Below are 26,784 nucleotides of genomic sequence, written 5' to 3' on the forward strand. Positions count from 1 at the left end.
TGGCGAAAACCAAAATTTATTTTGGTCCTTGTTGTACTTCAACAAGTCGCGTCGTTTCGACGACACTTCTTGGGGTTGTATGGTTAAGTGACTAAGCGTACATGGTGGATGCCTTGGCAGTCAGAGGCGATGAAGGACGTACTAACCTGCGATAAGCTGTGAGAAGTCGGTAAGAGACGCTATTACTCACAGATTTCCGAATGGGGAAACCCACTCAGCATAAGCTGGGTATCGTTAAGTGAATACATAGCTTAACGAGGCGAACCGGGAGAACTGAAACATCTAAGTACCCCGAGGAAAAGAAATCAACCGAGATTCCCTTAGTAGCGGCGAGCGAACGGGGATTAGCCCTTAAGCAACTTGGAAGTTAGTGGAATGGTCCTGGAAAGGCCAGCGATACAGGGTGATAGCCCCGTACATGAAAACGACCTTGTTGTGAAATCGAGTAGGGCGGGACACGTGACATCCTGTCTGAATATGGGGGGACCATCCTCCAAGGCTAAATACTCCTGACTGACCGATAGTGAACCAGTACCGTGAGGGAAAGGCGAAAAGAACCCCTGTGAGGGGAGTGAAATAGAACCTGAAACCGTGTACGTACAAGCAGTGGGAGCCCTTCGGGGTGACTGCGTACCTTTTGTATAATGGGTCAGCGACTTACATTTTGTAGCGAGGTTAACCGTATAGGGGAGCCGTAGGGAAACCGAGTCTTAACTGGGCGTCTAGTTGCAAGGTGTAGACCCGAAACCGGGTGATCTAGCCATGGGCAGGTTGAAGGTTGAGTAACATCAACTGGAGGACCGAACCCACTAACGTTGCAAAGTTAGGGGATGACCTGTGGCTGGGGGTGAAAGGCCAATCAAACTCGGAGATAGCTGGTTCTCCCCGAAAGCTATTTAGGTAGCGCCTCGGACGAATACTACTGGGGGTAGAGCACTGTTTGGACTAGGGGGTCATCCCGACTTACCAACTCCATGCAAACTCCGAATACCAGTAAGTAATATCCGGGAGACACACGGCGGGTGCTAACGTCCGTCGTGAAGAGGGAAACAACCCAGACCGCCGGCTAAGGTCCCAAAGTTCTGGTTAAGTGGGAAACGATGTGGGAAGGCTCAGACAGCTAGGATGTTGGCTTAGAAGCAGCCATCATTTAAAGAAAGCGTAATAGCTCACTAGTCGAGTCGGCCTGCGCGGAAGATGTAACGGGGCTCAAACCAGGCACCGAAGCCGCGGATTCACACTTATGTGTGAGTGGTAGGGGAGCGTTCTGTAAGTCTGCGAAGGTGTATCGAGAGGTATGCTGGAGATATCAGAAGTGCGAATGCTGACGTAAGTAACGATAAAGGGGGTGAAAAGCCTCCTCGCCGGAAGACCAAGGGTTCCTGTCCAACGTTAATCGGGGCAGGGTGAGTCGACCCCTAAGGTGAGGCCGAAAGGCGTAATCGATGGGAAGCAGGTTAATATTCCTGCACGACTTGTAATTGCGATGGGGGGACGGAGAAGGCTAGGTGGGCCAGGCGACGGTTGTCCTGGTGAAAGTGCGTAGGCGGTATCTCTAGGCAAATCCGGAGATGCAACGCTGAGACACGAGACGAAGCCACTACGGTGGTGAAGCCATTGATGCCATGCTTCCAGGAAAAGCCTCTAAGCTTCAGATTACAAGTCATCGTACCCCAAACCGACACAGGTGGTCGGGTAGAGAATACCAAGGCGCTTGAGAGAACTCGGGTGAAGGAACTAGGCAAAATAGAACCGTAACTTCGGGAGAAGGTTCGCTCTTGACAGTGAAGTCCCTTGCGGATGGAGCAGTTGGGAGTCGCAGTGACCAGATGGCTGGGACTGTTTATCAAAAACACAGCACTCTGCAAACACGAAAGTGGACGTATAGGGTGTGACACCTGCCCGGTGCCGGAAGGTTAATTGATGGGGTTAGCGCAAGCGAAGCTCTTGATCGAAGCCCCGGTAAACGGCGGCCGTAACTATAACGGTCCTAAGGTAGCGAAATTCCTTGTCGGGTAAGTTCCGACCTGCACGAATGGTGTAACCATGGCCATGCTGTCTCCACCCGAGACTCAGTGAAATCGAATTCGCCGTGAAGATGCGGTGTACCCGCGGCTAGACGGAAAGACCCCGTGAACCTTTACTACAGCTTGGCACTGAACATTGAACCTACATGTGTAGGATAGGTGGGAGGCTTTGAAGCGATGACGCTAGTTGTCGTGGAGCCGTCCTTGAAATACCACCCTTGTATGTTTGATGTTCTAACGCAGGGCCCTGAATCGGGCTCGCGGACAGTGCCTGGTGGGTAGTTTGACTGGGGCGGTCTCCTCCCAAAGAGTAACGGAGGAGCACGAAGGTTGGCTAATCCTGGTCGGACATCAGGAGGTTAGTGCAATGGCATAAGCCAGCTTAACTGCGAGACGGACAGGTCGAGCAGGTACGAAAGTAGGTCATAGTGATCCGGTGGTTCTGAATGGAAGGGCCATCGCTCAACGGATAAAAGGTACTCCGGGGATAACAGGCTGATACCGCCCAAGAGTTCATATCGACGGCGGTGTTTGGCACCTCGATGTCGGCTCATCACATCCTGGGGCTGAAGTCGGTCCCAAGGGTATGGCTGTTCGCCATTTAAAGTGGTACGCGAGCTGGGTTCAGAACGTCGTGAGACAGTTCGGTCCCTATCTGCCGTGGGCGTTGGATGATTGAAGGGAGTTGCTCCTAGTACGAGAGGACCGGAGTGAACGAACCTCTGGTGTTCGGGTTGTCACGCCAGTGGCACTGCCCGGTAGCTAAGTTCGGAATCGATAACCGCTGAAAGCATCTAAGCGGGAAGCGAGCCCTGAGATGAGTCATCCCTGACCCCTTGAGGGTCCTAAAGGGCCGTTGGAGACCACAACGTTGATAGGTGGGGTGTGTAAGCGCGGCGACGTGTTGAGCTAACCCATACTAATTACCCGTGAGGCTTAACCATACAACACCCAAGAAGTGTTTCTGGCCTTGTAGCAAGTGCATGAACTACTAACTAATTCAGTGATAGTGACAAGCCACGAGCAACATCGTTATTCACGTCAGCTTTCCGGATGAAGTTTTTGCCTGGCGGCCATAGCGCCGTGGACCCACCTGATCCCATGCCGAACTCAGAAGTGAAACGCGGTAGCGCCGATGGTAGTGTGGCATTCGCCATGCGAGAGTAGGACACTGCCAGGCTCCTAATTAGACAACATTGTACGCAGTACGATGTTGGCCGAGAGGATAACACCTCGCTGAAACGGCAGAAGATTTAGCAAAGCGCTAGCCAAATTGCGGAGCGGTAGTTCAGTTGGTTAGAATACCGGCCTGTCACGCCGGGGGTCGCGGGTTCGAGTCCCGTCCGCTCCGCCAATAAATAGAGAAGGCCTTCCCAATCGGGAAGGTCTTTTTGCTTTTGTGCATTTTTAAGCCGCACTGCAGTGTAGTGGTCAACTAAATCCGGACACTTGGTTAGGCCGATCCTCGGCTTTTGCTGGCGCGCTCCCGTCATTGTGTTGATGTGGACGCCGCCAGTTGTAGTAATCCATCAGGTAATAGCTGATATCCCGCTTCGCCTCCCGCAGGTTCATATAGCCCGTTGTCGGGAGCCACTCTGTCTTCAGACTCCTGAACAACCGCTCCATCGGTGCATTATCCCAACAGTTGCCACGCCGACTCATGCTCTGGGTCATGCGATGGCGCCACAGCCGCTGCCGAAATGCCCGGCTGCCATATTGGCTGCCTTGGTCTGAGTGAAACAGCACACCTGATGGGCAACCCCGCTGCTGATAGGCCATCTCGAGCGCTTTTATTGCCAGCTCTGCATCAGGCTTGTCAGACATCGCCCAGCCCACGACTCGGCGGGCATAAAGGTCGAGCACCACCGCCAGGTAATTCCAACGACCACCTGCCCAGACGTAGGTGATATCGCCACACCACACCTGATTGGGTTGTTGGACATCAAATTCACGGGCCAGCAGATTGGGAATATCCGGTCGTTCAGACCGGGCGACCTGATAGCGATGAGCGCCCGGTTGCTTGGATACCAGACCGACCTCCTTCATCAGACTGCGCACTTTGAATCGGCCAATCTGATGCCCCAGCGCTCGCATCATCGACATCAAGGCGCGGCTGCCCGCTGAGTTCCGGCTCTCTTTGAACAAACGGCGCAACTCGCTGCGTTGCTGCATCCGCTCACGGTTAATCATCCGCTTGCGGGCCAGATAGTCGTAAAAACAGGATGTTGGAACATCGAAAGCGCAGCAGACCATAGTGATGGGGGCTTGCTCCCTTAATCGGTCTATCAGCGCGTACGTTTGAACTCGTCCGTCATCAAGAGAGCAGTAGCCTTTTTTAGAATGTCCTTTTCGCGCTCGAGCCGGTTGATGCGGGCTTCCAGCTCCTGGATTTTCTGCTGCTCCGGGGTCAGCGCTTTGCCGATTGGGGTGGTGCCGGTTCGTTCGGATTGGAGCTGTTGAACCCATCGGCGAAGTATGGTTTCACCGACATCCAGTGAACGGCTGGCTTCGGGGACAGAGTATCCCTGGTCGAGTACCAGGGATGCGGCTTCGAGTTTGAATTCAGCAGTAAATGAGCGACGTAATCTTGTCATTGAACACCTCAAGTCATGGTGGCGACTGTACCACCTAAAATGGTGTCCGGGATGATTAGACCACTACAACAGGCGCATTGACTGCTTTATGCATGATGAATCGCTCCGGCTTCTCTAGGCACTTTTGAGCCGTTCGAAATATTGCTTTTCACACTCTACTGGCGATAGCCCGTTGTTGAAACTGTGCCGGCGTTTGGGGTTGTAAAACATTTCAATGTAATCGAACACATCCTGCCGGGCTTCCTCACGATCCACATAGGTTTTGCGACGGATACGCTCGCGTTTGAGGAGCTGGAAGAAACTCTCCGCTACCGCGTTATCATGGCAATTGCCGCGCCTGCTCATGCTGGCCTTGAGCCGGTTTTCCCGCAAAAAATCCTGCCAGTCATAGCTGCTAAACTGGCTCCCTTGGTCGGAATGAACCAGCACTTCTTGTTCGGGTCGCCGTCGCCACACCGCCATCAGTAACGCACTGATGGCCAGCTCTCGGTCGATCCGCTGCCCCATCGACCAACCAATGACGTGTCGTGAGAACAAATCCAATACCACAGCCAGATAGAGCCAGCCTTCATGGGTGCGAATGTAGGTGATGTCCGTTACCCAGACCTTATTGGGCTCGGTCACATCGAACTGACGTTCCAAATGATTCGGTGCAACCACCGTTGGCCGGCCACCATAATGGCCTGGACGGCGGTGATAGCCGGTTTGTGAACGTAACCCTTCATGTCGCATTAATCGCGCCACCCGGTGCTTGCCACAGGTCTCGCCCATTTCTCGCAGGTCATCCCGGATCTTGCGATAACCATAGACGCCCCCGCTTTCTAGCCAACATTGCTTGATCTGGCCCAGGAGGCGTTGATCCTCCTGGGCTCGGGTAGATAAGGGCTGCCGCTGCCAAGCGTAATAACCGCTCGGATGGACATTCATCATCCGGCACAGCCTGCGGACGGGATGCGTGGACTCGTGCTCCCGGATGAAGGCGTACCTTACCCTGACAGCTTGGCAAAGTACGCGGCGGCCTTTTTTAAGATATCTCGCTCATCGGTGACGCGGCGCAATTCGGCCTTGAGACGGCGGATCTCGGCTTGCTGGCTGGACTCATGCTGCTGCACGTCGGGTTGGCTATAGCGTTTGATCCAGGCGTAAAGACTGTGGCTGGAAACACCGAGTCGCTCGGCGACCTCTGCCACTGGGTAATGGCGCTCAGTCACCTGCTTGACGGCGGCCAGTTTAAATTCTTCCGTGTAACGTTGCTGCTTGCTCATAACACCTCCTGAATGACCTCAGTTTGAGGCTCTTGAGGTGTCTAGGAAAGTAGGGGCGATTCAAGGTTATGAAGCGCGAGAATAAGAAAAGGGGACGGCTGAGCCGTCCCCTTAAGTCGTGTCGTCCAGTCCTTGAACTGCAAATGCTCCCTGCATTCCCTGACTGTATCCAAATCCGTTGGATTTCCCCTTCCCAATCCGTTGGGGTGTCCATATGTCATCCTGACCCAGCAATCCATCCTTATTGCTGCACTGTCTCCATCCTGGAGGTGTCCATTACCACATCCCGTGGTGTTCCTGCGTCATCCTGACAGACAATCATCCTGATTATCTCGTCTTCATCCTGAAGCTCGTCCTAACCACATCCTGTGGTGATCCTGGGTCGTCCAGACTAATAACCATCCGGGTTATGCTTCTCCATCCTGGAGGTGTCCATAACCACATCCTGTGGTGTTCCTGGCCGTCCTGGCGGATAACCTCCTGGTCATCCAACCTCATCCTGAGGTGTCCTGTGGCTAGTCCTTTATTCTTGTGGGCATGCATCCTGTAGATGCCCGCGCCGTCCTTGTGAGATAGATAATAAGGGATAGAGATGAGGCTACAAGAGGGGGGCGAAAGAGTTAAATCTGGAAAACGATTTTACATAGCGTCTTTATTGTGTTTTTTCACATATAAATCATGGAGTTAATTCGTTACATCTGAAAGCGAGCAGTGCTGGAAGTGGCCTGACCTACGATACGAAACAGCGGGCTCTTACAGGGGGTATGGACGATCTCTCACAAGCAGATAGAAGGGTATTTTTGGTTTCAAGAGGAACTTAATATTCACTAGCTGTAATCAAATTTTTTTGAAGCTTTCTGCTTGTTATTCCACCTTCTCTGTTATTTATGCCTGAAAAAGCCGGGCTAGGCCCGGCTTTCTATTATCAGTTGGCCCGACTGGTGGGGTAGGCCTTGCGAAGGGATTCTGGTGCCAAGACTTCCAGATTGCCTTCCATGTTATTGAGCCAGTTGCGGAACTCCGGGGTGTCCTGCACTTCGGTCTCAACCACCACGCTGCGCTTGTCATAGCGTGTCATGCGTGGGTTGTGGCCCGGGATCTGGCCATCCGTCAGGGTGGCGCTGTTGGCATCTATACGGCCAACGAAGCGGATGGGACCGCTGACGTCCTGGTAAGACTGCTCGCGGATCAGTTTTTGAACGTTGAAGTCCTTGGGCTGAGTCGCGCTGAAGTTGGTCAACTCCACATCTTTGATATGGTCGAACGGTATGCCATACACCTTGGGGTCAAGCTCGGACAAGGTACAGAGCAGGGTAGGGCCATCGGCCTGGTTCAAGATACCGAGCGGATTGATACGGTCATAGCAGAGCCACACGGTGCGCTCTTTGATGACACGCTGGATCTCGGCGCTGAACTTGCGGCCTCGCCAGAGGGCATCGCGGATCAGGGTGCTGCGGCGAATTTCCGGGTTACCGGCGAATGGACGCGGTGACTGATGCACGCTCTCGAGCCAGCGTTCGGCCAGTTCACTCTGACTGTCGCGGATAACCTGGCTGGCCTTGTCGATCAGCGGGTTCAATTCCGTCAGGACGCTCGCCGGCAGTAGCTGGCTGGCCTGGTCGCTCCAGGTTTTGAGGGCGACGGCGAGGGAGAGCGGCATGATATTGGCAAAGTCGTTGAGGCCATGGCGCTCGAAACACCAGCCGTGAGGCTTGCTGCGCTCATCAGAGGTCAAGTCAAACAACCCCATGCCAGACATCTCTTCCAGGTCCCGTTGCACGGTCCGCAGACTGACATGTATGCCTTCTTCTTCCAACTTAACTTGCAGTTGGCTGGCGGTCAGTTTGTAAGGGCGGTGCGGGATGCAACGCGCCAAGGTCAGTTGTCGTAACAGCTTCTTGCTCATGGTGCTTGCCTTCACTGGATTAGCGTTGAGTCTATCCTAGTCAGTGGTTGCGACAATCTATGTCGCAAGTTTTGCTGCGACAAGTGTCGCCATTTTCATACAGCCAGAGTTAAGTTGTTGATTATGAATGGTTAATTGAGTTTAAGTTGCTGTTATTACTTCAAAATTAGTTGGTGGTGAGGGGAGAGACTGGGTCATTTACCGGCCGTACTTGAGGGCATGAGGGTAAACCGGGCGTTGAGATCTCAACTATGGGGGAGCAAAGGCGCGGAAAATCTGGTTAGGCGGGGACTGTCAAAGAAAGGGGGAGGCCGATGCCTCCCCTATTGTCAGGCGAACCAGGCCCAGGGCGACTTGCTGACGGCGACCCCGATGATGTAATTGAACACCAACAGGGCGGCGATGCCCGCGATCACCTTCTGTTTGCGGTCGGGGCGCTTGAGTGCCATCACGCCGAGGCCAATATAGACCACCAGCGCAATCAGCTTGGCCAGCAACCAAGGTTGGGAACCCGGGCTCATCTGCAGGGTGACGGCCAGCATGATGCCGGCCAGCAGCAACAGGGTGTCGTTGAGATGAGGCACTATCTTGAGCCAGCGCTGTTGCAGGCGAGGGCTCTCGTTGATGGCGAGGGCCCAGCGATAGATGAACAGCAGTATGCTGACGATGGCGAGGGTCATGTGCAGGTGTTTGAGCAGGGGATAATAGGCAATCATTTTGCTTCCTTGTCTTGGTTGGGGAGGCCGCTATCCCAGTTATGGGCATGGACATGCTCCTGACCCTGCTGATCGTCTCGCAACAGATCCGAGAGTATGTCCCTGTATTGCAGGCTCTTGTTGATATAGGTGTGTTCGTCATCCAGATAATTTATCTGTTCGCGCAGCAGCCAGTTGTCATGACGCTTGAACATCTGGCCGGCACGCCAGGCCTGATTGGCACGAAATCCCAGGTTAGTGAGGGCTTCCACTCCAAGATCCACCGCCGACCCCAGGGTCTCACGAAACACGCCATCGACACCCAGGCGCAATATGTTGTGGGCATGGGGTCTGTCCTGGGCGCGCGCCAGTATCTTAAGGTGCGGGAAGTGTTTCTTCACCATCTCGATGACGGTCAGCGAGGTGACGGGGTCATTGATGGAGAGCACCAGCAGCTTGGCCTTGTGCGCCCCGGCGGCATGGAGCAGATCGATGCGGCTGGCGTCGCCATAGAACACCTGATAGCCAAACTTGCGCAGCGTCTCTATCTGGCTGGCATCCTGCTCCAGGATGGTGGTGCCTATACCATGTCCATGCAGCAGACGGCCCACTATCTGACCGAAGCGGCCAAAACCGGCAATGATCACCGGATTGTCCAGGGCCTGGGGCTGTTCATGTTCAGGGAGTTCCGGCTGGCTGCGATAATCGAACCAGGGCTGGATCACCTTGTCGTTGAGGATCAGCAGCAGCGGGGTGAGTGCCATGGAGAGCGCCACCACCAGCGTCAGCAGGCCTATCATGGGTTCCGGCAAGACCCGGTTCTGGCTGGCGAAAGAGAACAGCACAAAGGCGAATTCCCCTCCCTGAGCCAGGGCGAGGGAGAAGGTCCAGCGTTGGCTGGGGGATACCCGTAGCACCAGGCCAATCGCCATCAACACCAGCCACTTGAGTGTCATCAGACCTATCACCAGGGTCGGGATCAGTACCGGGTGCTCGGCGAAGAGCCCGAAGTTGATACCGGCGCCCACCGACATGAAGAAGAGCCCGAGCAGCAATCCTTTGAAGGGATCAATGTCCGCCTCCAGCTCATGGCGATACTCACTATCCGCCAGCACCACTCCCGCGAGGAAGGAACCGAGAGCGGGGGAGAGACCAACCGACTCCATCAGCACGGCGATACCGATGACCAGCAACAGGGCGGCGGCGACGAAGATCTCCCGCATGTGCGACTGGGCAATGGCCCGAAACACAGGGCGCATCAGGTAGCGGCCACCGAAAATGATGCCCGCGATGGCGGCGGCGACCAGCAGGCCGTGTTGCCAGCCTGCCAGCTCACTCTGATCACTCTGGGCCACGGGCGCCATGGCGAGCAGGGGCAGCAGCGCCAGTATGGGGATGACGGCGATATCCTGGAACAGGAGCACGGCGAAGGCGGAACGACCGCTCTCGCTCTGCATCTGTTTGCGCTCCTGCAGGCTTTGCAGGACGATGGCGGTGGAGGAGAGTGCCAGGATGAGCCCAATGGCCACCCCTTGCTGCCAGGGCAGTCCCATGAGGCAGGCAAAGCCAGTCAGGGCGGCGGTTGACAGTGCGACCTGGAGGCCGCCTGTGCCCAGTATGGGGCCCTTTAGCTGCCAAAGCAGGGCGGGCTTGAGTTCCAGGCCCACCAGAAACAGCATCAGGACTACCCCGAACTCGGCGAAGTGCATCACATCCTGACGCTCCCCGACCAGACCGAGCAGGAAGGGACCTATCACTATGCCCGCCAGCAGGTAACCGAGCACTGAGCCCAGCCCCCAGCGTTTGGCCAGCGGCACGGCGATCACCGCCGCCGAGAGGTAAATAAAGGCGTCAAACAGAATGCCGTGTCCCATCAGATAACCTCCAGCAGATCGCGCAGATAGTCGACCCCGTCCAGCTGGGTCGGGCTGAGCCGTTCGTCGCGCAAGGCGAGCAGCAGCTGGCGATATTCATGGCCGCAGCGGCGCAGCGCCTCGGGGTCATTGAGTTTGTGGAAGGAGTGCAACACAAAGGGCGGCAGCCACTGCATGCCGCACAACCGGGCCGTCTGGCTGAAGGGGCGCAGGAAGTCGATCAGCGGGCTCTTGTTGTAACCCTCCTGGCAATAGGACTCTGGAGCCCCTCCGGTGGTGATGGCGCTCAACCACTGCTTGCCCCCCAGACCGTTGCCATCCGGGCCATAGGCATACCCGTACTCGAGTACCAGATCCAGCCACTCCTTCATGATGGCGGGGCAGGAGTACCAGTAGAGCGGGTGCTGGAAGACGATGATATCGTGCTGCGCGAGCAGGGCCTGCTCCTGTTTCACATCGATGAACAGGTCGGGATAGTGCTGATAGAGGTCGTGAATGGTCACGCCCTCCAGATCCAAGATGGCTTGCAGCAGCTCGCGATTGGCTTTGGATCGCTGCAGGGCGGGGTGAGAGAAGATCACCAGAATGCGTTTCATAGGGTCATGACCTGGGGCATGGAGTTAGCTGGAAACTTATCAAGAAGCGGGCCCTGCGGCCAGCTCGGGGATCAATGCGGACAGGGCCGGGCTCAGGGTCTGACGTGCCGGATAACAGAGCCCGATACGGCGAAACATCCGCGGCCCGGCGAGGGGAACTGCGCGCAGGGCCGGCTCTTCCTCGATCAGGCCATCGGGCAGGAAGCTGATGCCTGCCCCGGCCAGAACCAGGGCCATCACCAGCCCCTTGCTCTGCGCCTTGGCGACCAGGTTGAGGGTGATCCTGTCGCAGGCGAGTAGCCCCAGGGTCTGCTGATGGGCCTCGCAGGGTGGGCACTCGATGAAGTCATGGGCCTGCAGCTCATGGAGCTCGACCCGTTCGCGCAGGGCCAGGGGGTGGTCGATGGGCACGCACAATACATAGTCCTCTTCCCAGAGCGGCAGGAAGATTTCGTCCTCCCGGCGCAGCACATCCAGGGTCAAGCGGCAGTCGGCTGGCGTCTCAGGGTCTGACAGGGTCAGGTCCAGGGAGGGCAGATGCCGCTGGATCCGTTGCAGCAGGGTAGCGAGACGGCGTTTGCTCAGATCCGGCATCACGGCGAGGTTGAGGCGGGCCCGGCTCGCCTTCTGGCGAAACAGATCGGGCAGGCGGCGCGCCTCTTCAACCAGTTTCACCGCATGGGGGTAGAGATAGTGGGCAGGGGGCAGGGCCTCGACCCCTCTCTTGCCGCGCAGGAACAAGGTGTCTCCCAGGCTCTCCTCCAGCTGGCGCAGGCCTGCGGAGAGGGAGGGCTGGCTGACATGGCAGCGTTCGGCGGCGGCCGTGATGTTCTTCTGCTCATAGATGGCGATGAAAAACCGCAGCAGTCTCAGGTCCAACATGGCATTACCATAGTTATTTCAGATGATAACCAGCGGAAATCTATATTTATCGCTGATAGATAGCGCGACTATAGTGATTGGACTCGGTGCTGACCAGCCCCTCTCTTCCATCAAGGTAAGGAAAATACCATGTCCAACTCCCTTGTCGTCGTGACCGGTGCCTCCGCAGGCATAGGTGCCGCCATTGCCCGCGCCTTCTCGGCGGCCGGTCATCCCTTGTTGCTGCTGGCCCGCCGGGTCGAGCCCATGGTGGCGCTCGATTTACCCGATTGCCTCTGCCTCTCCCTCGATGTGACGGACAGTGCCGCATTTAAAGCCGCCATCGTTCAGGCCGAGGCGCGCTTCGGCCCGGTGGGCTGTCTGGTCAACAATGCTGGCGTCATGCTGCTCGGCCAGGCCGATGCCCAGGATCCCGCCGAGTGGCAGCAGATGCTCAACATCAATGTGATGGGGGTGCTCAATGGCATTCATGCGGTGCTGGCCGGGATGAAGGCGCGGCGCAGTGGCACCATCATCAACATCAGTTCGATTGCGGGACGCAAGACCTTCCCCAACCATGCAGCCTATTGCGCCACCAAGTTTGCGGTACATGCCCTGACCGAAAATATCCGCGAAGAGGTGGCCGATCTGGGGGTGCGCCTGGTGACCATAGCGCCGGGGGCGGTCGAGACCGAGCTGCTCAGCCACACCACGGATGAAGACATCAAGGCCGGTTATCACGGCTGGAAGGAGAGCATGGGTGGCGTCATATCCCCCGAGGTGATCGCCGAGGCCGTGCTCTATGCCTGGCGTCAGCCCGCCGGTGTCTGCGTGCGCGAGATAGTGCTGGCCGCCACCCGTCAGCAGCCTTGAGTGGTGCGAAGGGCCAGCTGCCTCGCAGTGACCGACAGGCACCGCTCGTCGAGCAAGCGGATCGGCCATCAAGCTGATCCCGATCAAGGGTTGCCCCGCCGGCACCCTTGACCTTACCCCAGGGGGGCGGGTTAGCATGAGGGCCTGTTTTCCCAGAGCGTACCTTGACCCGCACCATGCTGCTGACCCCTCGCCAATTCGACCATGCCCGCCGCTGGCTGCCCCTCTGGGGTCTGCTGCTGGTGTTGATGTCGTTTGGCAGCCGGGCCGCCGCGGATCTCTGTACCCTGACGCCCCATTGCAGTGAAGCCGAGCGCAGCCTGGAGAAAGCCATGCCCTGCGGCAGCTTCACCGCCGTACTGGCCATGAGCCTGGTCAGTAGCGACAGCCTGACCCTGGCCGAGTTGAGTCCGGCCGACCCCGAATTCATTGCGCCTTCCCTTTATATGCCTTCGCCGCCGCTGGCGCGACTCGAACGCCCACCTCGCACTGCGACCTGATGATGGTTAACCCCAGCCGGGGTCCTTTGTTTCCATTCAGCTGAAATAACATCAGTCGAGGTCGTTATGTCTACACACAAGATCCCAGCCCTGTGGTTGGCGCTGATGGCGGGTCTCACCAGCCTGTCTACCCTGGCCGCCGAGCAGATGACGGTCTACAAGTCCCAGTATTGCGGCTGCTGCGAGCAGTGGGTCAAGCACATGCAGGAGAGTGGTTTCGAGCTCAAGGTGGTCGACACCGAGCAGCTAGCCCCCCTCAAGCAGCAACATGGGGTGACGCCGCAGCTGGCCTCCTGCCATACCGCCCTGGTGGGTGGATATGTGGTGGAAGGTCATGTGCCGGCCGCCGACGTGCAGCGCATGCTGGAACAGAAACCGGCCATCCGGGGATTGGCTGTCCCTGGCATGCCGCAGAGTGCCCCCGGCATGGATATCCCGGGTCAGCCTTATCAGGTGCTGGCCATCGATGAGGCGGGTCAGACCGCACTCTGGGCCAGCTACCCGGGCTAATGGCTCTGGGTGAGGATTTCCCCCATGTGAGGCACACCTGAGCGAATCTTGCCTCACCCAGGAGCTGGATCAGGCCGTTCTCTTCGCAGAACGGCCTTTTTCATGGGTGCCTCTTGCAACCGGGCGTCACAAGGGGCAGATTGATGACCGATTAAGGGGGCGTCAGTCCCCCGTGTTAACCCTTAAATAAATCGCAAAGGATGCGACATGTTCAGCTTTTCTCGCTGCCTCCTGTTGCTGTCTGCGCTGGCCGCAGGCACAGCTTCATATGCCAATGATGAGTCCCCCATGCCGATGAAAGACGCGCCGATGACAGATGCCGCCCCCCAGCCGCCTCTGGCTGCCAAACACCCCAAGATCCTCAAGAAGCACGGGCAGAGCCGCACCGATAACTACTATTGGCTGCGCGATGACGATCGCAAGGATCCGGCCGTGCTGGCCTATCTCAATGCCGAGAATGCCTATACGGCGGCGCGGCTGGCGCCGAGTGCCCCCCTGCGGGCCCAGCTCTACCAGGAGATGGTGGCGCGTATTCCCCAGCAGGATGCCTCTGTTCCCTATGTCAAGAATGGCTATCGCTATCAGACTCGCTATGAGCCGGGCAAGGAGTACGGCATCTATACCCGTCAGGGAGTGGAGAAGGGGGAGACGGTGACCCTGCTCGACAGCAATGAGCGCGCCGAGGGCCATGATTTCTACGAGTTGGGGGCCCTGGAAGTGAGTCAGGATAATCGCTGGCTGGCGGTGGCGGAAGATTACCTCTCCCGTCGCCAATATCAGGTGCAGTTCCTGGATTTGAACAGTGGTCAGTGGGCCAGCGACAAGCTGGACAACACCTCGGGCAACATCGTCTGGGCCGCGGACAACAAGACGCTCTTCTATGTGCGCAAGCACCCGCAGACCCTGCTGCCCTATCAGGTTTACCGCCACACCCTGGGCTCGGATCCTGCCAAGGATCAGCTGGTCTATGAGGAGAAGGATGACACCTTCTATGTCAGCATCGGGGCCACCACCTCGGAAGATTTTATCGTCATCTCTCTGTCCAGCACCACCACGGACGAGGCCTGGCTCATCGATGCCGAGCATCCGCAGCAGGCGCCACGGCTCTTCCTCAAGCGCCAGCCGGATCATGAATACACGCTGGATCATTACCGGGGCCGCTTCTATGTGCGCTCCAACAAGGACGGCAAGAACTTCGGCCTCTACGAAACCAAGGAGAGCCCGGTCGATCGCTGGCGTCCCGTGGTGGCACCGCAAGCGGACGTGCTGCTCGAGGGTTATGCCCTGTTCAAGCAGTGGCTGGTGGTGGAGGAGCGTAGCCAGGGGCTGACCCGACTGCGTCAGATCAACTGGCAGAGCGGCGAGCAGAAGGAGATCAGCTTCGACGATCCCGCCTATGTCACCGGCCTCTCTTACAATCCGGAGCCGGACACCGAACTGCTGCGTTACGGCTACAGCTCCATGACCACGCCGACCTCCACCTATGAGCTGGATATGGCGAGCGGTAAACGCACCCTGCTCAAGCAGCAGGCGGTGGCGGGCTTCAAGGCCGAGCGTTACCAGAGCGAGCGGCTCTGGGTGCAGGCCAGGGACGGCGTCAAGGTACCTGTCTCCCTGGTCTATCGCACGGATCTGTTCAAGGCGGGCAAGGCCCCCTTGCTGGTCTACGGCTACGGCTCCTATGGCGCCAGCATGGATCCCGATTTCAGCTCGGCGCGGCTCTCTTTGCTGGATCGCGGTTTCGTCTACGCCATCGCCCATGTGCGGGGCGGTGAGGAGCTGGGCCGCCAGTGGTACGAGGATGGCAAGCTGCTCAACAAACAGAACAGCTTCCACGACTTCATCGATGTCACCAAGGCGCTGGTGGAGCAGGGTTATGGTGCCAAGGATCAGGTCTACGCCATGGGCGGCAGCGCAGGCGGCTTGCTGATGGGGGCCGTCATCAATCAGGCGCCCGAGCTCTACCACGGTGTGGTGGCCCAGGTGCCCTTCGTCGATGTGGTGACCACCATGCTCGACGAATCCATCCCGCTCACCACCGGGGAGTATGACGAGTGGGGCAACCCCAACAAGAAGCGTTACTACGACTACATGCTCGACTACAGCCCCTACGATCAGGTCAAGGCGCAGGCCTATCCCAACCTGCTGGTTACCACGGGTCTGCACGACTCCCAGGTACAGTACTGGGAGCCCGCCAAGTGGGTGGCCAAGCTGCGGGAAATGAAGACGGACCATAACGAGTTGCTGCTCCATACCGACATGGAGGCGGGCCATGGTGGAAAATCCGGTCGTTTCAAAGCCTATGAGGACATCGCCCTGGAGTTTGCCTTCCTGCTGCAACTGTCTCAGCCGGAAACCGTCAAGCCGGGCTAAGGGATAGCCAGTCGCGGCCCTATTGGGTCGGGCCGCGACAGTTGTTAATTTTTATGACTCATGGGAATCCCAAGTTCGCTACTGAGCGAGAGAATAGGATGACTTCTGTCATAAATTACGCTATTTCTAGCGCCATTTTTACACTCCTGTTTGATTTATGTTGACGGTGTGTGGTTAAAATCTGAGTGCGTTATTTTTGATTTGCTTGATAAATCAGGTAAATCGTCTTCGGTCGGCAGGATGCTGGCGTCTATTCGCAGGGTTGCGACAATCTTGGTGCTGCCATGCCTGGCAGACGCCATCTCCTAATCGGGGTCGAGACGGACCAGCCTGGTGCTGAGGGCCGCTCCTTTGATTTCACCCGGGAGTCGGGTGATGTAAAAACCAATGAAAAAAAGGATGGAAAACATGAAAGGATTATCCTTGGCGTGCGCCATGTCCGCCGTGCTGGCTGCTGCCTCTTTCGGTGGTGCCGTGCAAGCGCAAGAGCGTTTCGTGACCATAGGCACCGGCGGCCAGACCGGCGTCTACTATGTGGCGGGCCAGTCAATCTGCCGCTTCCTGAACCGCGGCGCCGCCGAGCACAATATCAAGTGCAACGCCCCGGCCAGCGGCGGCGGTGTCGCTAACGTCAACGGTATTCGCAGCGGTGAGTTCAACTTCGGCATCATGCAGTCTGATCACCAGTACAAGGCGATGAAAGGTCTGCCCCCCTTCCAGGCCGAAGGTGCCATGGATGACATCCGCGCCGTCTTCTCCCTGCAGAGCGAAGTGTTCACCATTCTCGCCCGCCGTGACGCCAAGATTGCCAGCTTCGACGATCTGAAAGGCAAGCGCGTCAACATCGGCAACCCGGGCTCCGGCCAGCGTGACACCATGGAAGAGATCATGGCCGTCAAGGGCTGGGACAAGTCTGCCTTCAGCCTGGTCTCCGAGTTGAAACCCGCCGAGCAAGCCTCTGCCCTTGGCGACAACAACATCGACGCCATGAGCTACTTCGTGGGCCACCCGAACGGTGCCATCCAGGAAGCGACCACCACCACCGATGCCGTCCTGGTGCCGGTGACCGGCGCTGACATCGACAAGCTGCTGGCCGAGAAGAGCTACTACACCAAGGCCGAGATCCCCGGTGGTCTCTACAAGGGCAACGACAAGCCGACCCCGTCCATCGGTGGCAAGGCCGTGCTCTCTACCAGTGCCAAGGCCGATCCTGAAGTGGTCTACCAGCTGGTCAAGTCCGTGTTTGACAACCTGGACCGCTTCAAGCGCCTGCACCCGGCTTTTGCCGACCTGAACGAGAAAGACATGATCAAGGTCGGTCTGTCTGCTCCGCTGCATGAAGGCGCAGTTCGCTATTACAAAGAGCGTGGCTGGCTGTAATTGCGGTGATTAGGGACCCTGCCGGGTCACTGTAGTTGTACATCGACACTCGTCAGCGCCTGGTTTACCAGCGGGCTGACGAGTGTTGCTCTTGTTGTAACCCTTGGCAAAAACACACCCTATGCAAGAAAAACAACTCTCTACCGAAGAACTCATCGCCCAGGACGTAGGGGCTCGTCTGCCCATAGGTCCCATGGGCTGGCTCATCACTACCCTGGCCCTGGCCTGGTCGCTGTTCCAGCTCTGGATAGCGTCCCCCTTGCCTTTTCTGGTCGGCTTCGGCGTCCTGAATGACACCGAGACTCGCGCCATTCACCTGACGTTTGCACTGCTGCTGGCCTATCTGGTGTTTCCGGCTTTTCGCAGCTCCCCCAGAGAGAGAGTGCCGGTCGCGGACATAGTGCTTGGTATCATTGCCGCCTGCGCCGCCTCCTACCTGTTTGTGATGTATCAGGACCTGGCCCAGCGCCCCGGCAATCTCACCACGGCAGATCTGATCACCGCCTGTATCGGCATTCCGCTCTTGCTGGAAGCCGCTCGCCGCGCCCTGGGCCCGGCTCTGGCCGTGATTGCGCTGGTCTTCCTGATTTACAGCCTGGCCGGCCCCTATATGCCGGGCTTGCTTGCCCACCGCGGGGTCAGCTTCACCGCCCTGGCCAACCACCAGTGGATCACCACTGAGGGGGTATTCGGCATCGCCCTGGGTGTCTCCACCAGTTTCGTGTTCCTGTTCGTGTTGTTCGGTGCCCTGCTCGAGCGAGCCGGTGCCGGTCACTATTTCATCCAGCTCGCCTTCAGCATGCTCGGCCACCTGCGCGGCGGCCCCGCCAAGGCGGCGGTGGTTGCCTCGGGCCTGACCGGGCTCATCTCCGGCTCCTCCATCGCCAACGTGGTCACCACCGGCACCTTCACCATCCCCATGATGAAGCGAGTCGGCTTCAGTGCGGAGAAGGCGGGGGCCGTGGAGGTCGCTTCCTCGGTCAATGGCCAGATCATGCCGCCCGTGATGGGGGCCGCGGCCTTCCTCATGGTCGAGTACGTAGGCATTCCTTATGTGGAGATCATCAAGCACGCCTTTCTGCCGGCAGCCATCTCCTACATAGCGCTGCTCTACATCGTGCATCTGGAAGCGCTCAAGCTGGGCATGGAGCCTATCGGTGGCCAGCAGCCCAAGACCTGGTTGCGTCGCCTGACCGGTTTTGCCTTTGGCACCGTCCTGATCAGCGGCTTGTCGCTCGCGGTCTACTATGGTCTGGGCTGGCTCAAACCTGCCCTGGGTGACTATGCCCTCGAGGGGGTCAGTCTGCTGCTGGCACTGGCCTATGTGGGTCTGCTCAAGATTGCCGCCAGCAATGAACCCCTGCCGGCCGAAGATCCGGACAAACCCCTGACCGAACTGCCCCAGACCCGCGCCGTGCTGCTCTCCGGCCTGCACTTCCTGCTGCCCGTGGTGGTGCTGGTGTGGTGTCTGATGATAGAGCGGCTCTCGCCGGGTCTGTCCGCCTTCTGGGGCACCGTCATGCTGGTGATCATACTGCTCACCCAGCGGCCACTGCTCAACTGGCTGCGCACCGATGGCAAGCATGACTACGGCAGCGTCCGGGACGGGGTCGTGGATCTGCGGGAGGGGCTGATCGCCGGTGCCCGCAACATGATTGGCATCGGCATCGCGACGGCGACGGCCGGCATCATAGTGGGTGCCGTCTCCCAGACCGGGGTTGGCCTGGTACTGGCGGATCTGGTGGAGGTGCTCTCCATGGGCAACCTGCTGCTGATGCTGATCCTGACCGCCGTGCTCAGCCTGATCCTCGGCATGGGGCTGCCGACCACCGCCAACTACATAGTGGTCTCGAGCCTGCTGGCCCCCGTGGTGGTGACGCTCGGGCAGCAGAACGGCCTGATAGTGCCGCTCATCGCTGTGCACCTGTTCGTGTTCTATTTCGGCATCATGGCGGACGTGACCCCGCCGGTGGGGCTGGCCTCCTTCGCGGCGGCGGCCGTCTCCAAGGGCGATCCCATCAAGACCGGGATCACCGCCTTTTACTACAGCCTGCGCACCGCGGCGCTGCCCTTCCTGTTTATCTTCAACACGGATCTGCTGCTGATCGATGTTGACTTCAGCCACGGGGTGCTGATCTTCGTGGTGGCGACCATCGCCATGCTCATCTTCGCCGCGGCGACCCAGGGTTACTTCTTGGTCAAGAGCCGCTGGTACGAGAGCCTGGCCCTGCTGCTGGTTGCCTTTACCCTGTTCCGCCCCGGCTTCTGGATGGACATGGTGCATAACCCCTACCGTGATACGCCGCCGGCCCAGCTGACCCAGACCCTGGGTGACGTGGCGGCCGAAAGCACACTGCGGCTGCGTATCGCCGGGGAAGATGCGGTCGGCAAGCACAGAGAGTACAGCCTGCTGCTGGGGGTGCCGCAGGGCGCCACCGGCGAGGAGCGCCTGGCCAAGCTGGGGCTGAGTCTCTATGAGCAGGACGGCAAGACGCTGATCGACAACGTGGCCTTCGGCAGCCCGGCGGCCGATGCCAATCTGCAGTTTGATCAGCAGATAGTCGCCGTCAGTGCACCGACCGAAGGCTGGCGCAAGGAGCTGATGTGGCTGCCAGGTTTCCTGCTGTTTGGCCTGATAGTGATGCTGCAACGCAGACGGCAAAAGGCCGCCTGAACAAGGCAGCAACTCCCATCATGATAACGGCGCTTCGGCGCCGTTTTTTTATGGGGCATGGCGCTGTGGCCGTGGCGACAAGGGGGTGGCGGGGAGCGGGGGCCCGAGGGGGTGAATGAGGGACTGCGAAGGTGAGGGCCCGAGTGATTTGCCAGAAAAGACAAGGCGCCCGCGGGCGCCTTGTCGCATTCATCTCCTGGGCTCTCCAGGACAGGGCAGGAACATCAGTCCTGCAGCTCCCGGCTCTGCATTGAGCTCAGGGTCTGCTGCTCGGTCAGAGTCAGGCCGAGCTGCTCACAGGCTTGCTCGAAGCTGATGCCGAGGTGGCACATCATGATATCGATGGCGGGCAGATAGTTTTTCATTGGCTCTTCCATGGTGTTCCTCCAGAGACACCCTTATGCCTGATCGGCAGGGGAGAGGGCAATTAGACTTTAGGCGTAGCCAGCTCATTCGTGTCTCACCCCTGCCCCCGAGAGCGGGAATTTGCTACCCTAGCGCGGCACTGGGTCTTCACTTCGCCAGGCAAGCATCGTCATGGGGAAGAGGTATCCGGCATGTGGTTGAGTGTGTTGATCATCGCGTCCGCCTGGTGGCATATCAAGGCCGCCTACGGCACAGATACCCGTCAGTTCTACCTGAGCAAGCCGCTGACCATGCTGTTGATCGTGGCCCTGGCGTTCGGTTATCACGGGGACGATCAAAATGGCTCCCACGCCTGGATCCTGCTCGGCCTCTGTCTCTCCCTGCTTGGCGACGTCATGCTGATGTTGCCGGTCGATCGTTTCTTGCAGGGGTTGGCGGCATTTCTTGTCGCACACCTCTGTTACATCGTCGGGCTGGCTCAGGGGCCACTGGTGCTCAACCTGGTGGATGGCCTGCTGCTGATCCTGGTGGCCGGGCTCTATTTCGGCTTGCTGCGCCCTCACCTCGGGTCGATGCGCTGGCCTATGCTCTGCTACACCCTGATGATGATAGGTCTGGTCTGGGTCGCGGCCGCCGCCTGGCGCGCCTCTCTCACGGCGGGCAGTGCCGCCGCTTTGGTCGGCGCACTCTTGTTCCTCTGCTCCGATGCTCTGCTGGCTCTCAACCGCTTCCGCCGCCCCTTCCCCCATGCCAGTGCCTGGGTGATGAGCAGCTATTTTGCCGCCCAGTTCCTGATTGCCGCTTCTCTGGCGAGTTAAGCCAGCCATCCACGCATTATCACAGCACATAGCAGAAGGGGCCCCAAGGGCCCCTCTGTCGTTAATGCACGGCGGTGTATCGCCTGTGCAGGCTTCAGGCTCTCTCTTCTCGTCAATGCGCCTCCAGGGGTTCGGCGTCGCTCGCCCTGGGGGCGGGGGATTTGAGGAACAAGACGAGGGCGCTGGCGATGAGCAGGAAGATGCCCATCACATAGAACACCTTGTTGTAGGCCATGATGGCAGCATCCCGCTCTATGGTGCCCGCCAGTCTGGCCTGGGCCTGCTGATAGGCGATGGCGGGGTCGCTGCCCTGGGCCTGCATGGCGCTGGCCAGGTTCATCAGATAGGCCTGCCCCTCGATGCTGCTGGCGGCCAGGGTGCTGGTGATCTGGCTGACATGCACACGGGTGTCGTTGTCGAGCAGGGTGGCGATGATGGCGATGCCGAAGGCGCCCCCCAGGTTGCGCAGCACGTTGAGCAGGGTGGAGGAGGAGGGGATCTCATCCTGGGTCAGGCTGGCGGTGGCGATCAGGGAGAGGGGCACCATGACGAAAGGCTGCCCCAGCGCCCGCACAATCAAGGACTGGATCAGCTGGGGCCCGGCGTAGTCGGCGCTCATGTTGACGTTCATGAAGCAACTCAGACCGAAGATGAGGAAGCCAAAGCTGACCAGATAGCGCGGATCTATCTTCTGGATGAGCTTGGGTACCAGGGGCAGCACCAGCAGCTGGGGCAGCCCCATCCACATCAGTACCTCGCCAATCTCCAGGGCATTGTAATTGTGGATCTGGGCCATATAGAGCGGCAGCACATAGATGGATCCCATCAGCGCCATGCCCAGCACCAGATAGGCGAAGCAGGCCAGGGCGAAGCGCGGGTTGTGCAGCAGCCGCAGGTTGACCAGAGGGTGGCGGCGCAGCAGCTGACTCATCACGAAGAAGATCAGCGCCACCACGGAGATGAGGGTGAGCTTGACGATGAAGCTAGAGCCGAACCAGTCCTCCCTGTTGCCCTCTTCCAATACCACTTCCAGCAGGCCGAGTCCCACAGCCATGGTGGCTATGCCCACCAGATCGACCTGACGCATGATGGTCCAGTCGATGGCTTTTCTGTCCAGACCATGGGCCAGCATGGCCATCACCAGCAAACCGGGCGGCACGTTGAGGTAGAAGATGTAGTGCCAGGAGAGCTGCTCGGTCAGCCAGCCCCCCAGGGTCGGGCCTATGGCGGGGGCGAAGGTGGCACAGAGGCCAAACAGCGCCATGCCGGTGGCCCGCTTGTGCAGCGGCAGCAGGCTGATGATCAGCGAGAAGGCCATGGGAATGAGGGCGCCGCCGGTGAAGCCCTGCATGGCGCGAAACACTATCATGCTGGTGAGGTTCCAGCTGAACGAGCAGAGCACGGAGGAGAAGATGAAGGCCCCGGTGGTCCACAGCAGATAGCGGCGCACACTCAGGCCGCGGCTGAGCCAGCCGCTGAGCGGTATGGCGATCATCTCCGCCACCAGATAGGAGGTAGAGATCCAGGAACTCTCGCTCAGGGTGGCCGAGAGGGCCCCCTGAATGTCCTTGAGGGAGGCATTGGTGATCTGGATATCGAGGATGGCCATGAAGGCGCCAATGAGGCCCCCCATGACGGCGATCCAGTTGCGACGCGGTACGGCTTCCATCAATGGGCGGCCAGCTGGGACTCGGTGTCACCGGTGCTGCGGGTATCCACTATCACCTCGGTGGAGAGACCGGGCAGCAGCTTGCCGGTCAGGGCACCCGGCGCCGGGATGCGGATCTTGACCGGCACCCGCTGCACTATCTTGGTGAAGTTGCCGGTGGCGTTCTCCGGCGGCAGCAGGGCGAACTTGGCCCCGGTGGCCGGGGAGAGGCTGTCGATGATCCCCTCGACCGGCTGGTCCGGATAGGCATCGAGGATCAGTTCCACCTTCTGGCCAGGCACCATGTTGGCGAGCTGGGTCTCCTTGAAGTTGGCTTCGACCCAGACTCCGCTCAGGGGCACCAGGCTGGCTATCTGCATGCCGGACTGAACATAGAGCCCCTCGCGCAGACTGCGCTTGCCGATGACCCCGTCGGCGGGGGCCTTGATCTCGGTGTAACTCAGATTCAACTCGGCCTTGGCGAGCTGAGCCAGGCTGAGATCGATCAGCGCCTGCCTCTGATCACGCTCTGAGGTGAGCACGGCCAGGCGATCCCGCGCCGCTTGTACCCCGGCTTCGGCATCCTGCTGCTGGGCCTGGCTGACCTGCAAGTTGGCGCGCACTTCATCCAGATTGTCCTGGGAGCTGTAGTGGGCCGTGTTGAGCCGACCAATTCGACTGACCTGTTGCCGGGCCCGCACCACCTCGGCCCTGGATTCGTTCACCTTGGCTTCGGCCTGGCGGATCACGCTGTGCTGCTGGATGAGGTTGGCTTCCAGATTGGCGGCATCCGCCCGGTTGAGGGCGACGTTGGCCTCGGCCTCGGCTAACTGGGCGCGGTACTCCCTGTCATCGAGGCGGGCAATCAGCTGGCCCGCCTTGACGGTCTGGTTGTCGGTGACCAGCACCTCGCTGATGTAGCCGGGCAGCTTGGTGGCAATGCCCGTCATCTCGCTCTGCAGATAGGCGTTGTCGGTGCGCTCGAAGTAGCGGGCGTAACCGTACCAATACAGGGCGAACAGCAGGCCAAGGAGCAGCAGCACCATGGCGACCAGCAGGGGGATCTTCTTTTGTTGACTCATGGGGTCTATTCCTGAACTTAAGGTGAACAGGCTAACATCCTGTCACTGTTTCGATTAGTATCGTTCCATGAGAAATACAGTTTCACTGGTGCAACAATGGACTTGAACGCAGCCCTCATTCTGGTGCGGATCGTCGACAAGGGCTCCTTCACCGCGGCCGCGCAAGAGCTGGGCATGACCAAGGCGACCGTCAGTCGTCGCATCGCCGAGCTGGAGCTGCGACTCGGGGTGCGATTGCTCTATCGCTCTACCCGTCAGCTCACCCTGACCGAGGCGGGGGAGGCGTATTACCTGCGCTGCAGCAAGGCGGTGAACGAGCTGGCCCAGGCCGAGCTGATGCTCAGTGCCAGCCAGCAGGCGGTGACGGGAGTGCTCAAGCTGGCGGTGTCCATCGAGACGGGGCAGATGGTGGTGGCCCGCATGGTTGCCCGCTTCCTGCAGGCTTATCCCGCGCTCAAGGTCGAGCTGGAGCTGACCAACCGGGTGGTGGATCCCATCAGTGAGGGGCTGGATGCCGTGGTGCGGGTCGGCGACATGATAGACTCCAACCTGGCGGCTCGCCGGCTGTGGGGCACGGAGCGGATCCTCTGTGCCAGCCCGGACTATCTGGCGAGTCATGGAGCCATTCTGCGGCCCGAGGATCTGGCGAGCCATGAGCGGATCAAGGTCAGCAGCGGATTTCTCACCAACCATTGGAGTTTCGAGCGTGGGGAGGAGGAGGTGCTGGTGGATCCGCCCTCCCGCTTCGTGGTCAACAATATTACCTGTGCCAGGGAGGCGGCCAAGGTGGGGCTCGGTCTGGCCTCTCTGCCCGCCATGCTCTGTCAGGATGAACTGGCGGCTGGCAGTCTGGTGTCGCTGTTGCCCGAGTGGCGCCAACCCAGAGTTTCGCTCTACCTGCTGTTTCCTGAGCGTCAGCTGATGCCGCGCAAGTTGCGCGTCTTCATCGACTTCATGGTGCAACACGGGGAAGAATTCGGTATCGACAAGCTGTTATGAAGGAGCAAGATGGATAACTGGTTCAATCTGTATCGCGCCTCTCACACTCTGGAGGCCCATGCCCTCAAGGGGGCGCTGGAAGTGGAAGGGATCCCGGTCAGGCTCAGCGGTGAGGGGCTGGCCGGGGCCATCGGTGAGCTGCCGGTGGACTTGTTGCAGGTAACCTTGCTGGTGCGCGAGCAGGATCGCAGCCGGGCCGGGCGGGTGATAGAGCGCTACCAGCAGCGGCAGGGCAATGGCTGGCTCTGTGGCCAGTGCGGGGAGGAAAACGAGGCCAACTTCGAGATCTGCTGGCGTTGCCACCATGATCCCCACGATGCCTGACGAGGCATCCATCAATAAACAGGGGCCCTTGATTGGGCCCCTGTTGGTTGATGGCATGCTGGGCCGGGTTCAGCGGGCGCTGAAATCACTCTCTTCCCCGGCCCTGGGATCCTGGTAGATCGCCAGATCCAGCTCATCTTCACGGCGGCCGATCAACACTGAGACCAGCAGATCGCCCGAGACGTTGACCGTGGTACGGGCCATGTCGAGGATGCGATCTATGCCGGCGATCAGCGCCACCCCTTCCAGAGGCAAGCCCACCGCAGTCAGGGTCAGGGTCAGCAGCATCAGACCCGTGCCCGGGGTGCCGGCCGTGCCTATGCTGGCCAGGGTGACGATACTGATAATGATTAGATAGTCGAACAGGTGGAGATCCACCCCAAAGGCCTGGGCGACGAACAGGGCCGTGACCCCCTGATAGAGGGCGGTGCCATCCATGTTGATGGTGGCGCCTATGGGCAGCACCTTGGCGGCGATGCGGGGCGACACCCCCAGCCTGCGCTCGGCACAGCTCTGGCTGATGGGCAGGGTGATCTCGCTCGAACTGCTGGTAAAGGCCACCGCCTGGGCATCGATGATGCTCTTGAAGTAGTGCAGCGGGTTGAGCCGTGCCAGCAGCAGTAACAGGCTGCTGTAGACACCGAGCACATGCAGCAGGCAGCCGAGATAGACGGCGCCAATCACCTTGAACAGGGGCAGCATGATGGCCCCGCCATACTTGCCCGTCATCCAGGCCATCAGGGCACAGACCCCATAAGGGGCGAGGGACATCACCATCTGGGTCAGGGTGAACATGCCATCGGCCAGGGAGGTGAAGGCACGTATGGCCGGACGACCACGGCGACCGCTGGCATTGAGCGCCAGAGCCAGGGCCACCGCGAAGACGATGACCTGCAGTATTTTGCCATCGACGATGGCCTGGATGGGATTGCGCGGCACCAGCTGGGTCAGCGCCGTGGCCAGGGTCAGATCCTGGATCGCCGCTGGCCGCTGGTAGGGGCCCATATCGGCGCCGACTCCGGGTTCGAGCAGCCAGCCCATCATCAGGCCGATACAGATGGCCAGGGCGGTGGAGCAGAGGTAGTAGCCGATGGCGCGCATCCCGACGCGGTCGAGGGTCTGGCCCTTGAGCAGGCCGGTGAGGCCGGCGATGATGGAGCAGAAAATGAGGGGCACCATCAGCATCTGTATGGTGTTGACGAACAGAGTGCCTATGGGTTTGAGCAGCAGTGCTTGCTCACTCCAGCCCAGACCGATGGCGATGCCAGTCAGCATGCCGATCAAGGTCTTCAGCCAGAGGGGGCGGCGGGTCCAGATCCGCCAGGGCTTGAAGGCCCGTCCATGGAACAGCATGACGCCAATGTCCTTATTTTCAGTCGTGGTGGCGAAAAGGGCGCCAGTGTAGCCATCCCCTCATCC

Annotated in this window: 20 protein-coding genes, 1 tRNA gene and 2 rRNA genes; 12 read left to right on the forward strand and 11 right to left on the reverse strand. The window is 59.2% G+C overall.

Annotated features, from left to right (window positions below):
* Nucleotides 1-81: 81 nt before the first annotated feature.
* The 3 genes from KYK33_RS01145 (at nucleotide 82) to KYK33_RS01155 (ending at nucleotide 3,381) form a co-directional block, all read left to right on the forward strand.
* A 23S ribosomal RNA gene (locus tag KYK33_RS01145) occupies nucleotides 82-2,971 on the forward strand.
* Nucleotides 2,972-3,092: 121 nt separating this feature from the next.
* Nucleotides 3,093-3,207, forward strand: a 5S ribosomal RNA gene (gene rrf / locus KYK33_RS01150).
* Between the two features lie 97 nt (nucleotides 3,208-3,304).
* A tRNA-Asp gene (locus KYK33_RS01155) sits at nucleotides 3,305-3,381 on the forward strand.
* 77 nt (nucleotides 3,382-3,458) lie between these two features.
* On the opposite strand, the gene KYK33_RS01160 is transcribed toward KYK33_RS01155, so the two are convergent.
* The 7 genes from KYK33_RS01160 to KYK33_RS01190 form a co-directional block, all read right to left on the reverse strand.
* A protein-coding gene (locus KYK33_RS01160) for an IS3 family transposase (RefSeq protein ID WP_224431773.1) occupies nucleotides 3,459-4,621 on the reverse strand; the annotation gives its coding sequence in 2 pieces (ribosomal slippage) (nucleotides 3,459-4,366 and nucleotides 4,366-4,621; 1,164 coding nt in all).
* 114 nt (nucleotides 4,622-4,735) lie between these two features.
* Nucleotides 4,736-5,886, reverse strand: a protein-coding gene (locus tag KYK33_RS01165) for an IS3 family transposase (RefSeq protein ID WP_224431774.1) whose coding sequence is annotated in 2 segments (ribosomal slippage) — nucleotides 4,736-5,652 and nucleotides 5,652-5,886 — 1,152 coding nt in all. Because the reading frame shifts where the segments join, the coding sequence is not laid out codon by codon here.
* A 925-nt stretch (nucleotides 5,887-6,811) separates the two neighbouring features.
* Entirely contained in the window at nucleotides 6,812-7,792 is a 981-nt protein-coding gene (locus KYK33_RS01170; protein ID WP_042040100.1) for a helix-turn-helix transcriptional regulator, read from the reverse strand.
* A 329-nt stretch (nucleotides 7,793-8,121) separates the two neighbouring features.
* Nucleotides 8,122-8,508: a SirB2 family protein gene (locus KYK33_RS01175; protein ID WP_042040099.1), complete on the reverse strand. Its 387-nt coding sequence runs from the start codon at nucleotides 8,506-8,508 to the stop codon at nucleotides 8,122-8,124.
* On the reverse strand, nucleotides 8,505-10,361 hold the full coding sequence (locus tag KYK33_RS01180; RefSeq protein ID WP_224431775.1) for a monovalent cation:proton antiporter-2 (CPA2) family protein: 1,857 nt from the start codon (nucleotides 10,359-10,361) through the stop codon (nucleotides 8,505-8,507). Before KYK33_RS01180 ends, KYK33_RS01175 begins: the two co-directional genes overlap by 4 nt.
* The gene (gene kefF, locus KYK33_RS01185) at nucleotides 10,361-10,957 is read right to left on the reverse strand and encodes a glutathione-regulated potassium-efflux system oxidoreductase KefF (RefSeq protein WP_224431776.1); all 597 of its coding nucleotides are present in this window, start codon (nucleotides 10,955-10,957) and stop codon (nucleotides 10,361-10,363) included. The genes KYK33_RS01180 and kefF overlap by 1 nt, the downstream gene beginning before the upstream one ends.
* 39 nt (nucleotides 10,958-10,996) lie before the next feature.
* Nucleotides 10,997-11,839: a LysR family transcriptional regulator gene (locus KYK33_RS01190; RefSeq protein WP_224431777.1), complete on the reverse strand. Its 843-nt coding sequence runs from the start codon at nucleotides 11,837-11,839 to the stop codon at nucleotides 10,997-10,999.
* Between the two features lie 129 nt (nucleotides 11,840-11,968).
* Here KYK33_RS01190 and KYK33_RS01195 point away from each other — a divergent pair, with 129 nt between their 5' ends.
* The 6 genes from KYK33_RS01195 (at nucleotide 11,969) to KYK33_RS01220 (ending at nucleotide 20,128) form a co-directional block, all read left to right on the forward strand.
* Nucleotides 11,969-12,691 carry an SDR family oxidoreductase gene (locus KYK33_RS01195; protein WP_042040092.1) on the forward strand — a complete coding sequence of 241 codons (723 nt, stop codon included), beginning with the start codon at nucleotides 11,969-11,971 and terminating at the stop codon, nucleotides 12,689-12,691.
* A gap of 176 nt (nucleotides 12,692-12,867) precedes the next feature.
* On the forward strand, nucleotides 12,868-13,191 hold the full coding sequence (locus KYK33_RS01200) for a hypothetical protein (protein WP_224432918.1): 324 nt from the start codon (nucleotides 12,868-12,870) through the stop codon (nucleotides 13,189-13,191).
* A gap of 66 nt (nucleotides 13,192-13,257) precedes the next feature.
* Complete coding sequence (locus KYK33_RS01205) at nucleotides 13,258-13,701, forward strand: DUF411 domain-containing protein (protein WP_224431778.1); 444 nt, start codon at nucleotides 13,258-13,260, stop codon at nucleotides 13,699-13,701.
* Between the two features lie 207 nt (nucleotides 13,702-13,908).
* Complete coding sequence (locus KYK33_RS01210) at nucleotides 13,909-16,074, forward strand: S9 family peptidase (protein ID WP_224431779.1); 2,166 nt, start codon at nucleotides 13,909-13,911, stop codon at nucleotides 16,072-16,074.
* Nucleotides 16,075-16,482: 408 nt separating this feature from the next.
* Complete coding sequence (locus KYK33_RS01215; protein ID WP_042040087.1) at nucleotides 16,483-17,454, forward strand: TAXI family TRAP transporter solute-binding subunit; 972 nt, start codon at nucleotides 16,483-16,485, stop codon at nucleotides 17,452-17,454.
* A gap of 121 nt (nucleotides 17,455-17,575) precedes the next feature.
* A complete protein-coding gene (locus KYK33_RS01220; RefSeq protein WP_042040086.1) occupies nucleotides 17,576-20,128 on the forward strand; it encodes a TRAP transporter permease in 2,553 nt (850 codons plus the stop codon).
* Nucleotides 20,129-20,352: 224 nt separating this feature from the next.
* On the opposite strand, the gene KYK33_RS01225 is transcribed toward KYK33_RS01220, so the two are convergent.
* Nucleotides 20,353-20,493 carry a hypothetical protein gene (locus KYK33_RS01225; protein WP_198135217.1) on the reverse strand — a complete coding sequence of 47 codons (141 nt, stop codon included), beginning with the start codon at nucleotides 20,491-20,493 and terminating at the stop codon, nucleotides 20,353-20,355.
* A gap of 192 nt (nucleotides 20,494-20,685) precedes the next feature.
* Between KYK33_RS01225 and KYK33_RS01230 the strand changes: the two genes are divergently transcribed.
* Complete coding sequence (locus tag KYK33_RS01230; protein WP_042040083.1) at nucleotides 20,686-21,312, forward strand: lysoplasmalogenase; 627 nt, start codon at nucleotides 20,686-20,688, stop codon at nucleotides 21,310-21,312.
* 112 nt (nucleotides 21,313-21,424) lie between these two features.
* Here KYK33_RS01230 and KYK33_RS01235 read toward each other — a convergent pair whose 3' ends face one another.
* Both KYK33_RS01235 and KYK33_RS01240 read right to left on the reverse strand, forming a co-directional pair.
* Nucleotides 21,425-22,981, reverse strand: coding sequence for a DHA2 family efflux MFS transporter permease subunit (locus KYK33_RS01235; protein WP_224431780.1), 1,557 nt, complete (start codon nucleotides 22,979-22,981; stop codon nucleotides 21,425-21,427).
* The gene (locus KYK33_RS01240) at nucleotides 22,981-24,042 is read right to left on the reverse strand and encodes an HlyD family secretion protein (RefSeq protein WP_042040080.1); all 1,062 of its coding nucleotides are present in this window, start codon (nucleotides 24,040-24,042) and stop codon (nucleotides 22,981-22,983) included. Before KYK33_RS01240 ends, KYK33_RS01235 begins: the two co-directional genes overlap by 1 nt.
* A 96-nt stretch (nucleotides 24,043-24,138) precedes the next feature.
* Between KYK33_RS01240 and KYK33_RS01245 the strand changes: the two genes are divergently transcribed.
* Together KYK33_RS01245 and KYK33_RS01250 are read left to right on the forward strand one after the other, a co-directional pair.
* Complete coding sequence (locus tag KYK33_RS01245; protein WP_224431781.1) at nucleotides 24,139-25,041, forward strand: LysR family transcriptional regulator; 903 nt, start codon at nucleotides 24,139-24,141, stop codon at nucleotides 25,039-25,041.
* Nucleotides 25,042-25,050: 9 nt separating this feature from the next.
* Nucleotides 25,051-25,365 carry a putative signal transducing protein gene (locus KYK33_RS01250; protein ID WP_042040077.1) on the forward strand — a complete coding sequence of 105 codons (315 nt, stop codon included), beginning with the start codon at nucleotides 25,051-25,053 and terminating at the stop codon, nucleotides 25,363-25,365.
* 69 nt (nucleotides 25,366-25,434) lie between these two features.
* On the opposite strand, the gene KYK33_RS01255 is transcribed toward KYK33_RS01250, so the two are convergent.
* Entirely contained in the window at nucleotides 25,435-26,718 is a 1,284-nt protein-coding gene (locus KYK33_RS01255; protein WP_042040076.1) for a dicarboxylate/amino acid:cation symporter, read from the reverse strand.
* Between the last annotated feature and the right edge of the window lie 66 nt (nucleotides 26,719-26,784).

This window comes from Aeromonas rivuli, assembly GCF_020149575.1.
In the GTDB taxonomy this organism is placed as follows: Bacteria; Pseudomonadota; Gammaproteobacteria; order Enterobacterales; family Aeromonadaceae; genus Aeromonas; species Aeromonas rivuli.